Source organism: Phocoenobacter atlanticus subsp. cyclopteri (assembly GCF_018343795.1).
Taxonomy (GTDB): domain Bacteria; phylum Pseudomonadota; class Gammaproteobacteria; order Enterobacterales; family Pasteurellaceae; genus Phocoenobacter; species Phocoenobacter atlanticus.
Genome location: NZ_CP074346.1, coordinates 981,074 through 994,287, shown reverse-complemented (window position 1 = coordinate 994,287; position 13,214 = coordinate 981,074). Strand labels below are relative to the sequence as shown.

15 protein-coding genes and 2 pseudogenes are annotated in these 13,214 nt (G+C 38.4%); all 17 read right to left on the bottom strand.

The annotated features are described in order from the left end of the window. Positions 1–24: 24 nt before the first annotated feature. The gene (locus tag KGI96_RS04675) at positions 25–435 is read right to left on the bottom strand and encodes a hypothetical protein (RefSeq protein ID WP_211598948.1); all 411 of its coding nucleotides are present in this window, start codon (positions 433–435) and stop codon (positions 25–27) included. 47 nt (positions 436–482) lie between these two features. After that, entirely contained in the window at positions 483–1,130 is a 648-nt protein-coding gene (locus KGI96_RS04670; RefSeq protein ID WP_211598946.1) for a hypothetical protein, read from the bottom strand. A gap of 2 nt (positions 1,131–1,132) precedes the next feature. Beyond that, positions 1,133–1,534 (bottom strand): phage tail terminator protein, encoded by a 402-nt coding sequence (gene gpU / locus KGI96_RS04665; protein WP_211598944.1) that lies wholly within the window; start codon positions 1,532–1,534, stop codon positions 1,133–1,135. After that, complete coding sequence (locus KGI96_RS04660) at positions 1,534–2,052, bottom strand: phage tail protein (RefSeq protein ID WP_211598942.1); 519 nt, start codon at positions 2,050–2,052, stop codon at positions 1,534–1,536. Before KGI96_RS04660 ends, gpU begins: the two co-directional genes overlap by 1 nt. Before the next feature lie 3 nt (positions 2,053–2,055). Next, on the bottom strand, positions 2,056–2,358 hold the full coding sequence (locus KGI96_RS04655; protein WP_211598940.1) for a phage tail protein: 303 nt from the start codon (positions 2,356–2,358) through the stop codon (positions 2,056–2,058). Next, positions 2,351–2,677 (bottom strand): annotated as a pseudogene (locus tag KGI96_RS04650) (DUF2190 family protein). The gene KGI96_RS04655 and the pseudogene KGI96_RS04650 overlap by 8 nt, the downstream one beginning before the upstream one ends. 68 nt (positions 2,678–2,745) lie before the next feature. Continuing rightward, positions 2,746–4,730 (bottom strand): annotated as a pseudogene (locus KGI96_RS04645) (ClpP-like prohead protease/major capsid protein fusion protein). Then, complete coding sequence (locus KGI96_RS04640; protein ID WP_211598936.1) at positions 4,711–6,231, bottom strand: phage portal protein; 1,521 nt, start codon at positions 6,229–6,231, stop codon at positions 4,711–4,713. The pseudogene KGI96_RS04645 and the gene KGI96_RS04640 overlap by 20 nt, the downstream one beginning before the upstream one ends. Then, positions 6,232–6,450 (bottom strand): hypothetical protein, encoded by a 219-nt coding sequence (locus KGI96_RS04635; RefSeq protein WP_211598968.1) that lies wholly within the window; start codon positions 6,448–6,450, stop codon positions 6,232–6,234. It lies immediately after the preceding gene. After that, positions 6,450–8,564 carry a phage terminase large subunit family protein gene (locus KGI96_RS04630; RefSeq protein ID WP_211598934.1) on the bottom strand — a complete coding sequence of 705 codons (2,115 nt, stop codon included), beginning with the start codon at positions 8,562–8,564 and terminating at the stop codon, positions 6,450–6,452. The genes KGI96_RS04635 and KGI96_RS04630 overlap by 1 nt, the downstream gene beginning before the upstream one ends. Beyond that, positions 8,564–9,037: a DUF1441 family protein gene (locus tag KGI96_RS04625; protein WP_211598932.1), complete on the bottom strand. Its 474-nt coding sequence runs from the start codon at positions 9,035–9,037 to the stop codon at positions 8,564–8,566. The genes KGI96_RS04630 and KGI96_RS04625 overlap by 1 nt, the downstream gene beginning before the upstream one ends. Before the next feature lie 143 nt (positions 9,038–9,180). After that, entirely contained in the window at positions 9,181–9,426 is a 246-nt protein-coding gene (gene lysC, locus KGI96_RS11315) for an Rz1-like lysis system protein LysC (RefSeq protein WP_420797745.1), read from the bottom strand. Next, positions 9,350–9,691 carry a DUF2570 family protein gene (locus KGI96_RS04620; protein ID WP_211598930.1) on the bottom strand — a complete coding sequence of 114 codons (342 nt, stop codon included), beginning with the start codon at positions 9,689–9,691 and terminating at the stop codon, positions 9,350–9,352. Before KGI96_RS04620 ends, lysC begins: the two co-directional genes overlap by 77 nt. Further along, complete coding sequence (locus tag KGI96_RS04615; RefSeq protein ID WP_370685839.1) at positions 9,670–10,194, bottom strand: lysozyme; 525 nt, start codon at positions 10,192–10,194, stop codon at positions 9,670–9,672. The genes KGI96_RS04620 and KGI96_RS04615 overlap by 22 nt, the downstream gene beginning before the upstream one ends. After that, positions 10,181–10,417: an HP1 family phage holin gene (locus tag KGI96_RS04610; RefSeq protein ID WP_229577227.1), complete on the bottom strand. Its 237-nt coding sequence runs from the start codon at positions 10,415–10,417 to the stop codon at positions 10,181–10,183. The genes KGI96_RS04615 and KGI96_RS04610 overlap by 14 nt, the downstream gene beginning before the upstream one ends. A 188-nt stretch (positions 10,418–10,605) precedes the next feature. After that, a complete protein-coding gene (locus tag KGI96_RS04605) occupies positions 10,606–10,944 on the bottom strand; it encodes an antiterminator Q family protein (RefSeq protein WP_211598924.1) in 339 nt (112 codons plus the stop codon). Between the two features lie 336 nt (positions 10,945–11,280). Next, positions 11,281–13,125, bottom strand: coding sequence for a primase-helicase family protein (locus tag KGI96_RS04600; RefSeq protein WP_211598922.1), 1,845 nt, complete (start codon positions 13,123–13,125; stop codon positions 11,281–11,283). Between the last annotated feature and the right edge of the window lie 89 nt (positions 13,126–13,214).

Below are 13,214 nucleotides of genomic sequence, written 5' to 3'. Positions count from 1 at the left end.
TTTTACCTAATGCCAGCGAAAGCGTTATTTGGAATTTTCGTCGCTGGCTAAGGCTTTTGGGGTGGTTATGTCAGACACGGATTTATTGAAATCTCGAAGTACTTCTGAATCAAGTTTACTTAACGCTTTTAAATCTTCGATATTGTCGGGGTCAAACAATGCCTTACCCTTTTCATCACATAAACGAATTGCCATCGAGCGTGCTAGCGTGTATGGGTCATAAACACTAGCCAATTGTTTAGCTAATACCTCTTCATCATCAAGATTTAATTCAATTCCTTGTTCTTCTGCTAACTGGACAAGTCTCTGACGTTGTCTGTATATCATACTATTGTGGTCACCTACAGTAAGTTCTCGAATAAAATAATCATCTTCTCCGATTTTTATTTTAGACACTTTCGGTGTTTTATTTAATAGTTTGTCACGTAAATTCATTTAGTATTCCTTATTTGTTTGAGGGCGGATAACCGCCCTAATTTTTGTTATGCTGGTAATAAATAATCACGTTTTGATTGTTTGATAGTTACACCACTTTCAAACTTACCTTTTACTTCACCGCTGAAGTTGGCACCTGTTTGAATAAAGCCTGTTCCGTATAAAGAACCTTGATTATTTTTAAATATGATCAGATATGGGAATGTTTCTTTATTGTAAAACTTCTTACGCAAATCTGCTTGCATTGTCGTTGCTGGGGCAAAGAAGAAGGTTAATTTTAAAGAACCAAACTCAATATCACCTGGTTCTGTTTCTGTTCCCTCGCTACACATCGTAGTAACATCTTCTTCACCTAATGTGTCGCCATCTTTTTCGATGTTTTTAATCGCACAGAAGTTATCAGACCACGTTACTTTAGCCATTTTTGCTTTAGTAAAATCTGTTGGTTTGTCTTTTTCTGTCCAATCTACCTCATCGCCTAATGTGATGACGTCACTAGCAATAGATTTAACAGGGTAAAAGCCCTCCATTGAGCCTAAACCTGTAATTTTAATACAGTCCCCAGCTTTTAAACCGTGAGAAGCAACAGTTATTGTTGCGTTAGGCGTAACAGTACAAGCAGTAATCGCTTTTCCTGCACCTAGACCTACGCCTAGATATAATTTAGTTCCCTGAAATGGGGTTGTTCGTGCCATAGTTATTTCTCCTTATGGTAAGTGATTTGGTACGTAATATTGGCGATATGCCAAGATCGTTGTGTTGTATCAGATTCATAATTAATTTGAGATAAATCCAATTCTTCGACTGTTTGCAATTCTTCTTTTGCACTTTCTAATTGAGAAACGACAGCTTCAATGGTTTCATCTAACTCGCTGGGTTCAAAGGTCTTTAAGTACACTGCGATATTCAATGTCGCACGCCATTCTTCCCACGAAGTTGAAATATCATCCCTCTCGGCTTCATCAATAAAAACCGCAACGGCTGATTGCGTATCATCCAAGTCTAAAAACTCAGGTCGCCCATTATGAAACTCTTCTACATCAATATTGCCTTTTAAAGATTTTAGAATTTCTTGACGAATTTCGTTGTGAATTTTCATTATCTTTTCTCTGTAATAATTTGTCGGATTTCTTTTTGAATTTGTTGCGGATAGTCAGAAAGTTGCTTTTTAAACTCGTCTGTAAAGGGTTGTGAAAGCGGTATTTTTACTACATCAATGGGGTAACGCTCGGCACCTTGTCTTTGTATTATATGCGTTCTACCATTTGGCAATTTTTTCTTGAAGCCTCGAGCAACTGTATATTTTCCAACGCTAATTGCACCTTTTTGTACTCTTAGTTCGTTTTTCGCAGTTTCAAGTACTCTTATCATTGGCATATTTGAGCGATTAACTTTTACAACAGCCTTTGGAGAGCTTAATTTTGCTTTCTTAACAAATCTAACTCGTCCTCTGATTGTTTTTTGTTTAACACCCACCTGCTTTGCAACCTCTCTAACACTTGCTTGCATAGCCTTTCTAGCAACTTTGTTAATTGCTTTATTACTGGCTTTTCTATAACGCTTCCCCTCTTCTTCTAAGTTTTTTATTACTTTCTTAGTATCCGCCTCCAAACTCATAAATTACTCCAACTGTAAAATAATTAAGCCATCTTGAAATGCGTAACTTTGCACAACGTAGTTGCGTTCATTTACTTTTACTTGATGACCCGCTTTTGGTTTATAACCGCTACTTCTAAACAGTGTTAATGTTCGCTCTGTTCCATTAATGCGTGGCTCGTCTCCTCGAGACAGAAACTCTGCCATTGTTGGATTTTCATCATAAGTAGCAGAATACTTTTCTCCATTGATTACACATTCTGCCATTATGATTTCTTCTATCGAACTATCTGCTTGTTTAAGTAGCGTATCAAATTCGCTAGGCATTGATTTTAACCTGCACCATTGAATCTGATGTGCCTGAATCCGCCCAAGCGATACCTAGCTTCGGATTGCTGCCTTTTGTGATTGTTGCTTGATTATCTGAGTCAGACCAATACACCACCGCTCCTTGCTTGATATCATCTGCCATCTTAGCTGGCAACTCCCAAACTCCGCCAACAATACCTGTTCCTGTTTCATTTGCTTTTACATCAGTAACAGCAACCGCCACCAATGTTTATAAAACAGCAACTTGACCACTTTGCAGATTTTTCTTTGCAGTAAAATTAATCGTTTTACCGTCTTGAATATAATTTTTAGCCATAATGTTTTCCTTTTGAAATAAAAAAACCGCTTATACAAGCGGTCATATTTAGTTAAATTTTTGCAAAATTACTTATTAGTTACACGAACAATGCCACGATGATCCAATACATTTACACCTGCATCAATACGTACTTTTGTAGTTACACCGTCAATAGTAAAGCCTGTTTGTTGATCGATAAATGGTGTTTCAACGCCATTTAAGTATGATACTTCAATCGCTTCTTTATTGAGTAAGTACCACTGTTTCGCATTGTGTGCTTGCAAACGTTGTGACTTGGTAATTGGTAAAATATTTTGGATTGGATTAATAATTCCAGAATTAATATCTGCACCTTCTACGGATGCTGAGCCAACCACTTGTTTTGCTCGTGTAAACAATGTCGTCGGGGTAAGCATTACATCCGGCTCAATTGCTAATTGTTGCTTACCGTCAAAAGATTTATGAGCATTCATCATCTGAATTGCGTTATCAATATTGGTAACGTCAATAGCGCCATTAGTTAGCGTATTTTTGTGAGAAGTGTCATACAGTTTCTTACCATCATACGCCATCAAAGGATCGCCTGTTAGCTGAGCAAAAACTAAATCTGCAATGGTAGCACGTGCGGCACGTCCTAATTTGAATGGAATACTAGTTAGCATATTCATATCATCATTAATGATTGTCTGACGTGTAATACTAAATAATGCTCCGTAAGTAGCAAGTGATACTAAGGTTCCCGTATCTCCTAATGTCACGTAAGTATATTCAGCACCTTCACGAACTTGTGGCAATGATTCAAAGCCACCCAACCCAACACGATGGGCAGGGCGAAAATCACTTAATGTACCTTTTGTTGTCCATTCTGCAAAATTCTCGTTAGCTTCTTCCCACCCTTTCATTACAGATTTATGGGTAACATCAATTAAGATATGTCCAAAATCACTGGTTGAATGCGTAAAGGCTAGGCCAACCATTTGTAGAGGGTTTAACCCCGCAACCCCAACACCTCGATCTACTAATGAAGCACGAGCCAATTCACGTAATGTCATTCCGTTGTAGATATTATCATTTTGTCGCTCGCCATTGCCGGTTGCGGATAAGAGAGAGGCTTTAATACTGTCACCAACAATATTACCGTTACCAGCATAAATGTGTTGGTTACCCACGCTTGGGGTTGTCTTTTCACCTAGTTTAGCTAATAACTTTTCTTGTGCCTTATCTTTGGTGCAACTTAAATCACTTAGACATTCAATAAGTACATCATCAAACTGCCCCGCAAAAGGCTTAAATACCGACTTAATTGCTTCATTTCGAGCTGTTAATTCTGCTTGTACGGCTGCTGCGTTATCAACCTCCTTTTCAACCACTTTATTCTGTGGTTCAATAATTACTTTGTTCTCTGGTGCTTTTTCTTCTTTTGGATCCTTAGCTTGTGCTTTTGGCTCTAACAAATTTTTAATTGCTTTAGGCATATTTTCATAATCCTCTAATTTTTTGATTGAATAGAAGCCATTGCCAAAACTGGCTCGGCTAGTTCGTCTGCAAAACCTAGCTCAAGACACTCTTTGCCATTGAGCCACGTTTCATTGCTTAGCATTTCTGCTAATTCATTTTCATCTATACCTGTTTTATTGATATAAGCTGATGTTAAAGAGCCTTCCACTTTATCAAGTAGATCGGCATATTTACGCATATCCTCCGCATCGCCACCTTGTACGCCCCAAGGCTTATGGATCATCATCATTGCATTTTCAGGCATAACAATCTTATCGCCAACCATCGCAATGACACTTGCCATAGATGCAGCAAGACCGTCAATATAGACGGTCTTTTGTGCAGAATGATTTTTTAATAAATTGTAGATGGCTATACCATCAAAAACATCTCCCCCTGGCGAATGAATATGAAGATTGATGTGTTTTAAATCCCCGTAATCCATCAGTTCCTTAGAAAATTGTTTTGCTGATACGCCCCACATTCCGATTTCATCGTAAATACTGATTTCTGCGGTACCCTTTGACTTTGCTTTAATCGAAAACCAATTTTGGTTATTCGTCTTTGTCGCCATCGCTTTGGGTTTTATCAGTATTTCCGGTGTCTTTTTCTTCCCCATTGGTTGCCCCCTGTGTATTAGTTAAATCTGTATCAAATTTCAAACCGTTTTCTTTATTCTCTTTTACTTCCACAATACGACGGCGTTTTACTTCCGCAGGATTGTAGCCACTTGCTCGGATAGCTTGGCTTTCTGTTGCCAAGCCACCACGAATACGCACCGACCACGCATTTGCTTCTTTAACTGGATCTATCCACGGCATAACAGGTCCAGAATAAACCGCGTTATAAAGAGAAGCTTCATCAACATCAATTGGAACCTCAATTTCTCCTGAAGCAATCGCCATTTCTAGCCAAGCACGATAAACTGGGCGAGAAATACGAGATACAAAAGTATCTTGTAGTACCGCATACCCTTCATAGCTTTCAACCAGTTCTTGACGTTGGGCTGAGTAAGTTCCGTTGTAGTCTCTTGCTATACTTGAATAGCTTGAGCGTGTACCACTCGCTACGGCTCGTAATTGACCGTTTCTAAATGCCTCAAGATTGACGTTTGGGCGATTAGAATTAATCATTCCCACATCTTCACCGGGTTTTAAATCATCAATTACCGCTCCCGGTGCGATGTCAAATAGTCGTTGCCCCTTATCATCCACATCATCACCATCATAAAGTGCGGCATCACCTTTTTTAATATAAATTGTGAAAGCCGCTGCAATTCTTGCCGCAAAACGCTCGCTTTCTTCATAATCCTTAAGATCTGCAATGCGAACAATAACGCTGTGTAATGCGGTAATACCTCTTAACTGATGAAGTCGCTTTTTAAATGCTAGATGTAGCATATTCTCAGCACTAACAAGTTTAGTTTTATGAATAACCATTCCGTGTTCTTGTGGATTGTCTAAATAAACTTGATAAGCGGTTGGTTTTCGCCAACTATTTACTTTGATTCCCTGTACCAAATTTTGACTTACATCGGTATTCATCGGAATAAAATCAGCTTCTAAGGCTTCAAGAGCAAATTTAATTTTTGTAGGGTATTTCAATCCAATCACACTTCCTTTTACCAATTGGATGAATACCTCACCATCGCGCAACCAAGTTCTTAACAACATTCGCTCAAGCTCTGGACGTGTAAATTGTTCTGTTACATCTGGCTTAACCGACCATTCTGCCCATTTTTTACGGATTATTTCAGCAAACCCATCATTCACTGAGCCATCACGATTTAATGGCTGTGGTTCGATATAGATACCCTTTGAGCCTATTACTCGCTCTTCCATCTTATCCAGAATACCAACAACAATATCGTGATTTTGGTCTAATGCTCTTGCTTGTTCTCTTAGCGAAACGCCACTTTGTCGCACGTTGGCGTTTGCCCCTTGTTGATCTCGCACCGCTTTGTGTGTGCGAGAGGGTAGAGCAGCCTCGTAAACATTAAGCATATAACGATCACGAGACCGCTTCGCCGCCCAGTTTGGAGAAAAGGTTGCAATGGCTTTTTCAATTACATTCATTTAAAACCTCGCATATTTAATTCTGTGCTTTTTCGCGTTACTTTTTGTTAATGCGAGTTGTTCATCTAACATTCTTTGATAACGATCTCGCTGTTTAGTCCACTCGCTTACTTGATAAGAAACTGACCGCCCATTAAAGCTAACCTGACTTTGAGCCGTTTCAATTTTTTCATCTAGTGAACGGATTTTTTGTTTTAATTCTTCTATTGAATAAATCATCATAACCACCCACCTCTTTTAGGTTCTATCCACCCGCTTGATTTAGCTTCCTGTTGTGGTTTAAGCGGTGTGATTTGTTGTGTTTTTTGCAATTCTATTGCTGGTTGTTCGTTATTCGTCTCCGTGATAATGACGTTTGGGTTAACATTTGGAAGTCTCGCCCAATAAGGAATTAATTCTTCATCTCCCCATTTGATACGTTCATAGCCCCGTAAAATTGCTATTGCGTGAGCGTAACAAAATAAGTCAAATGCCTCATTATTCCCTTTTCCTGGTTTTCGCCATTTGCCATCAACGCCACGCTCTTCATAAACCAACTCATCAAAAAACCACTCGCCTAACCAATCAGGGAAGTGAATATAATTAGCTCCTTCAGTTTTTCTATTGAGTGCGTTATAAATTCGGTCTTTAAATGCGTCTGTTTGCAGTAAGTACAGAGGTACATCACCTCGCGCGTCTGCGTGTCGATTAGAACGTCCTGTATTATCTGGATAGCTACGTGTGATTAACTTTTGACGTTTAGTACTATCCCCTTTAATCAGATAGACTTTTTTACCGTTGCCATTTCGCTTACATTTCCGCCAATATTTATAAGCAAGATCGGTAACACCATCTTCACCGCCACTGTCAACCGCCATTGCTAAAATTGGCATTTTGCGATTGCTGTACCCCTCTAAACGATATTGTTTATTCAAGACGTCAGAGGTAAGCAAATCCCAATCTTCAAGATAACTAGATGGATCAATACGGTAGCATTCACCGTCTTCGTTTGAGCGTAGCGACCATTTGATGTTGTAGCGATCTATTAGCCAACGTTCGCCATTTTCTCCATACCCAACAATCTGAACCACGAAACGACGATTTTTACCACCCTGAACATCCACTGCAGCAATTAAAAAACGGCATTGATTTGGTACAATACGTTTTTCGAGTTCCTCTCTACGCTCCATTAGTTCATCGCTAGAGCGTTGCTCAAGTGCGGCTCTTGGTAAATAAGGCAATCCCCAGTCAGTATTGATAACTGCTTTTAGAATTTCCTCACTACCTGTGATTTCGTACTCGTGTTCAGCATTTAATAACTTATACGTTAATTGTGACCAAGTTTGATACGCGGCAGCTGGTCCTTCCATCCAAAACGAAGCTATTCGGGATTGTCTAGCTATGCCCGTGATTTTGCCTTGCTTATCAATTTTTTGTCCCTCTTTTAGCCAAACTGAGTTTATATTTAGCTGTCGCTTTTGTTCTGGCTCAATTAAGTTTTTGCAATGTGGACATTTTAAGCGAGCATTCTCACTTGCTTTTACAAAGTCCTTTTCCTCTCGAAAATTAGCCATATTTTCAAGACTAGGCTGGAAATAATCACTACAATGTGGGCATTGCCAATACAATCTTCTACGGTCACCTCTATTATAAAGTGATAATATCCCCGTTGTTGGCGGTGCTTCGTGGGTAGAACTTACCTTAAATTTCACATCTCGAATATCTTTACCGGGAGAGCTTTCTACAAGTGTCATCCCGGATGACATAAATGTGGTAGTACGCTTACTCGCTAAAGAAAACCCATCCCCCTCGCCGTCAATGTCTTCTGGCCAGCGGTCGTAATCGGTTAGTGCAACAAATTTGTAATCTGACGAAGATAATATATTGATTGATGGCCAGCCAATTTTTAAAAAGTTACCTCCTCTAAAAATCTTATCGTGAATATTGTTGTCATTTTTGCGAGGGCTTAATCGTTCCGCTACTTTTGGCGAACATCTAAATGTTCTATCCAATCTTTTACGACTGTGTTCACTCGCTTTTTCTTGGGTAAGTTGAACTAGCAACATATCAGACGGATCACACACGATTGAATAAACTATCCAGCCATCAATCAAACCTAACGTTTTACCTGTTCGAGCTGGACCTACGAAAATAACCGCATCATATTCACGAGAGTTTAAACAGTTGATCGGTTCAAGCATATAGGGGGCAGTATTTGCATCCCATTTAACCGAATTTCCACCACCGACTGGCACTCGCATATATTCAGCAATGGCCTCGCTTACTTTCATTCTGCGTGGTGCTTTGATTGATTCGGCAATATCTCTTTTAATTGATTTCGCACTCGCAAACATTATTCTTCCTCACTCTGTGGCTCTGTTATTAAATGCAATGCCATTTGGTCTCGCAAATCATCAACCACTTCTTGAACTCGATTAAGAGCTTTTGGAGAAAGCCCCTCGTCTCGCTCTAAAACATCTGGTAATGTCTCTAACGTTTGGATGATTGCCTTAGCCATTGCCCCCATTTCAAAAGCGACCTCGTGAGCTGGGATTAACTCTCCTGTTTCCCTTTCAAACTTCAATCTTTCATTTTCTGCTTGCCAAAAAGCACGGCGTTCAACGGGCGAAAGGCTATCGACATCCGCCGTCATCTTTTCTTGTAGTCCCAGTTGAATTAAATCTGACAGTTTATAGAGCTTCTTTTTACTGTTACTTCCGATTGCTGGGGTTAAACCCGCAACCCTTTGAGATACTGTTTGTCTATGTAATCCAACAAGATCGGCAATTTGGTTAATGTTTAATTTTAATTCGTGTAAATTTTCCATAATTTTAAAATTACCTTAATCAAATAATCCTTAAAAATTAAAAAAAAACAGTACTTGATGATGATGACTAGAGATCCAAAAAACTGTCGAAAACCAGGCCGCGCTAACCTCGTGTAATGGGTAGCCCCCCTAGGAGTACCTTTTTATTTTACAGACTCCGATTGCCACTCATTTATCAACTTAATCTGATTCGCACAGATGTCACGCTCTCCAATTACAGTGATTAGAAAGCTAATAACATCCCCATAAGTCTTACCTCGGAATGCGGATTGCTTGCACTGAATTAAATAAGCCTGTGGCGGATATTGAGGCTCAATCTTCGTGACGACTGATTGACTGCAACTGCTTAGAAATACTGCTAGGCAAACGGGTATTAGCGCACTTTTCATTTTTAAGAGTTTGATTAATACTTTGTTTTGTTTCATTTGCTTTTTCTCTTAATGATGTAACCGTTTGCTGATAACTAGTAACAGCCTCTCTTTCTAGCTCTAAGTTTCTAATCAAATTCTTGTTTGCTTCTTCTTGCTTAGAAATAGTTTGTGATAGCTTGTTATTTTTATCTTTCAAATTAGAAATGATATTGTTTTGAAAAACTAACACGCTGAGCAATATAACAATTAGAGTTGCAATTATTATTTGTAATCTGCTAAACATAGTTGTTTCTCTTTCTCTCGACGAATAACCAAGCCATTTAAAACCCTACCATTACTATACTTCCACTTCGTGAACTCATTACACATCGCTTTGATTTTTCCTGACCGAGCATACTTAAATAAAGTAGACTTCTTCATCGTGCCACAACCGACATTAAATGTGATTGATGTAGCAGCCTCGAAAGCTCCCTGCGGTAGTTGATTTCCATTAGCAAATCTATTTATACATTCTTCCGCTTTATGAATATCGTTCGTCCATCGTTCTGCGATTTCATCGTATGTATAAACTTTACGTTTAATAATATCGCCACCAGCTTCTGTCGAACCTATACCGACCGTCAAAACACCAGCGGGGCATTTATAAGGGTATTTTCGACACCCTTCAGCCTGCCCTATGATTTCAAGCCCTTTTTGAGTTGTGCGGATATCTTCTGGATATTTATTAACTACTATAAAAATAACCGCCATCACGCTACACGCAACCGCAGTTTTATGGCTTCTCATCTTCATTAATCAATCTCCCTTTCTTATCTCTCAGACCCGCTCGAATTTCTTCAAGAATAATCATACGTTTCTTGTATCTTGATTCTCGAAAAAAACCTAGCACAGTAACAATAATACCGATTAATATCGCCCATTCGCTCAGTGTAAATGCTCCAAAAAAAGCGGTTACCCAAGCACATATTTGAGATTCGATAGGAATATTTTTAACTGTTTCTTTAAACATAAACCTTCCCATTTTTTGGATATAAAAAAGCCCAATCCGTTAAGATTGAGCTTTGTTTGGGTACAAAAAAACCTCGAATGTAGTGATACATTCAAGGCTATAAAATTATTTAACTTTTCTTTAAGATGTGTTTTCGACATCTTACGGGAGAAATATACCTTACTGGGGTCCCCATTGTCAAATTTTTTTTATGATAAAAAACCGTGAATAAACATCTCAGCACCTCTAAACACTGTATGAACATACTTTTTAGGGCGATTAATTTCCTTAGAAATTTTATTCAAGGATATATTATTTATGTAATAAGTTTTAATCACCTCATAACCTAGCTCATCAAACTGTTTAAACTTGCACACTGCTTTTTCCACTTCCAATACTTCCTTTTCGGTTCCCGTTACACTAGAGGGTATGCACATATCCGAAGTATTTAAAAAAGCGGATAAACTAGGATATCCAGTGTGGATCTCTACTTCTCTTGACCATCTTCCCCAATTAATCAATCTGGCTTTCAATTCATCTTTTTTCATTTTTTATCCTTATGACAGGGAGACACCTACGTGTCTCCTCATTAAACCCAGTATTTGCAATGCTTTTATGAAATTTCGCGACGGCGACACCTTCATTAAAAACTTTCTATATAAATAGAAAAATATAAAAATACATAAATACTCATTTATTTAACTAATTTATATTCTTATAAATATTTTTTTAGTGTCTCCTGTCTCCTTTAGTACTAAAATACATATAACATATTGATTTTATTAAAGTTAACAAGGCGACACTTGTTTTTACTTGGTGTCTCCTCGCATCATATAACTTGTTGATTTTTATATAAATTAATGGCGACACGTGATTTATGGTTGTTACAGGTTGCTGTCGCCTTCTAATAAGTGTTCCGCTTTTTCTATATGTAAACGATAAATATCATTTTCTACTTTTTTAAGCTCATCACACAAAACCCAAGGACGAAGCATTTTACCCCTATACTTTAAACGTCTTTGGTCGCCCACGTGGTGTTGTAATAACTTCACTAACTGTGATTCATCAATAAACAAATCATCATTAGAATTATTTAAAAAGTCTGTGATTTGCTTAAGAGTCATCACACCAACAGGAGGCTTTTCTAAGAAATCTAAAAAAGCGACTTCGATATCAGAGCGATTGAACTCAATCATATTGCGACGTGCCGGGGTATCAAAGGAATGTGTCCAACGATAGTCTGATAAATCGAGTGTAATTAAGTAAGAATACACCTCGTCAATAAATGTACTATCTTCCAGTAAGTTATATAAATTATCATAATAGTCCTTTGATTTAGCTTTATCGGGTCCATCAAAGGCATTGATACGCCTGTCTTCTTCTCGAAGCACTAACGCATCCCTGTGATTTGTCATAAAAAAGAAATTTGTATAAACAGGAATGGTTTTCTTTGCACCGTATTTTATATTTACTTCTAAATCTTTCTCAGTCAGTGTATCTCGCACTTTATCACTAATCGCAAAGCGATCGTTACGCTCCTTCACTTCTTCGATACAGCATAAAATAGAGCGATACATAAAACCATTGAATTGACCATCGACCAAATCACCCATTTTACATTTCGTACAATTCCATTTACCCAAAATTATTTGCAATAACTCGACAACCCAACCACGTCCAGTACCTTGAGGAACTGAAACGAGCATATTAGTAACTTTATTACGACGTTCTGGATGTTGTCTAAGAGATGCCATCCACTGCAAGAAATGTTTACGTTCATTTGCGTTAGGGATTAAATACTCAATATGCTCTAAAAAGAAATGCAATTTATCTTTAGAACTCACCATATTCAAATTTGGAAAATGAAAGGTATTGAAATATCGTGCACCGCCTTGCTCTTCAATAAACATATCTTGACCAGGGAGATAAACAGTACTAATAACAGATTGGCGTTTAGGGTTTGAAAGCCACTCTTTCCATACCGGAACAGGCTCTAACTTATTCTTGCTTACGGCTTTCATAATTGTTATATTAGCAGTATAGTTTTTGAACTCGGAAAGCTTAGGCATATATGAATGGTGCGGATGATCTAAATCGAGTACACGGTCATTTTCTGCGACATAAACATAACGCCGAACGAACTCCGCCACCCAATCATCGGCGGGGTTTTCTTTATCCGTAGGGATTTCGTCAAACATATCATCATAGAAACCGATCGCGTCTAAAAAATCATTGTCAGAACGATTAGCACAATGAGCGTGCTGACATTTGAAATGCCCCATTTCAAAACCGCCCGTTTCTGCTGGAAAGTAAGCTGTAGAGGTTTCATTACCGCTATCGCTAGAGTGTTCACTCTCAAAAGGACAACGAATAAAACGCTCACCGCGATTACCGATACTGAATACTTCGCAGTTATTGTCTAAGAACGCTGCGACTTCGTCAGAAGACAAGCTATCGCCCTGTGATAAATCTCGGTTTTTAGAAAGAGATTGCGAAGACTCATCAACGACATCAAGAATTAAAGGTAATGTTTCCCAGAAGTTATTGAAGTCATTTAATGAAATGGTAGGAATGTCCTTTGGTAATCCTCCTTCCCACTCATAGCGTACGCCACTTGGATGCGTGCCAATCGCAACGAATTGCTGACCTTTTGCTAAGAACTCAATCATACCACCATCAGCTAATCGCATAATACGTTTCGGTAATTGCTCATCTTCAATCGCAAACATAAATAAGCACTTATTAGAGTTTGAACGAAAACGCTTTGGCGGGATAATGCCAAAATAAGATTGTAAAGTATTAGCTACATTTTCAACAT

What these genes read in the sequence shown, in the direction of transcription:
- KGI96_RS04675 (WP_211598948.1), bottom strand. Translation starts at nt 435, where the DNA reads ATGAATTTACGTGACAAACTATTAAATAAAACACCGAAAGTGTCTAAA.
- KGI96_RS04670 (WP_211598946.1), bottom strand. Translation starts at nt 1,130, where the DNA reads ATGGCACGAACAACCCCATTTCAGGGAACTAAATTATATCTAGGCGTA.
- gpU (WP_211598944.1), bottom strand. Translation starts at nt 1,534, where the DNA reads ATGAAAATTCACAACGAAATTCGTCAAGAAATTCTAAAATCTTTAAAA.
- KGI96_RS04660 (WP_211598942.1), bottom strand. Translation starts at nt 2,052, where the DNA reads ATGAGTTTGGAGGCGGATACTAAGAAAGTAATAAAAAACTTAGAAGAA.
- KGI96_RS04655 (WP_211598940.1), bottom strand. Translation starts at nt 2,358, where the DNA reads ATGCCTAGCGAATTTGATACGCTACTTAAACAAGCAGATAGTTCGATA.
- KGI96_RS04640 (WP_211598936.1), bottom strand. Translation starts at nt 6,231, where the DNA reads ATGAATGTAATTGAAAAAGCCATTGCAACCTTTTCTCCAAACTGGGCG.
- KGI96_RS04635 (WP_211598968.1), bottom strand. Translation starts at nt 6,450, where the DNA reads ATGATTTATTCAATAGAAGAATTAAAACAAAAAATCCGTTCACTAGAT.
- KGI96_RS04630 (WP_211598934.1), bottom strand. Translation starts at nt 8,564, where the DNA reads ATGTTTGCGAGTGCGAAATCAATTAAAAGAGATATTGCCGAATCAATC.
- KGI96_RS04625 (WP_211598932.1), bottom strand. Translation starts at nt 9,037, where the DNA reads ATGGAAAATTTACACGAATTAAAATTAAACATTAACCAAATTGCCGAT.
- lysC (WP_420797745.1), bottom strand. Translation starts at nt 9,426, where the DNA reads ATGAAAAGTGCGCTAATACCCGTTTGCCTAGCAGTATTTCTAAGCAGT.
- KGI96_RS04620 (WP_211598930.1), bottom strand. Translation starts at nt 9,691, where the DNA reads ATGTTTAGCAGATTACAAATAATAATTGCAACTCTAATTGTTATATTG.
- KGI96_RS04615 (WP_370685839.1), bottom strand. Translation starts at nt 10,194, where the DNA reads ATGAGAAGCCATAAAACTGCGGTTGCGTGTAGCGTGATGGCGGTTATT.
- KGI96_RS04610 (WP_229577227.1), bottom strand. Translation starts at nt 10,417, where the DNA reads ATGTTTAAAGAAACAGTTAAAAATATTCCTATCGAATCTCAAATATGT.
- KGI96_RS04605 (WP_211598924.1), bottom strand. Translation starts at nt 10,944, where the DNA reads ATGAAAAAAGATGAATTGAAAGCCAGATTGATTAATTGGGGAAGATGG.
- KGI96_RS04600 (WP_211598922.1), bottom strand. Translation starts at nt 13,125, where the DNA reads ATGTTTGCGATTGAAGATGAGCAATTACCGAAACGTATTATGCGATTA.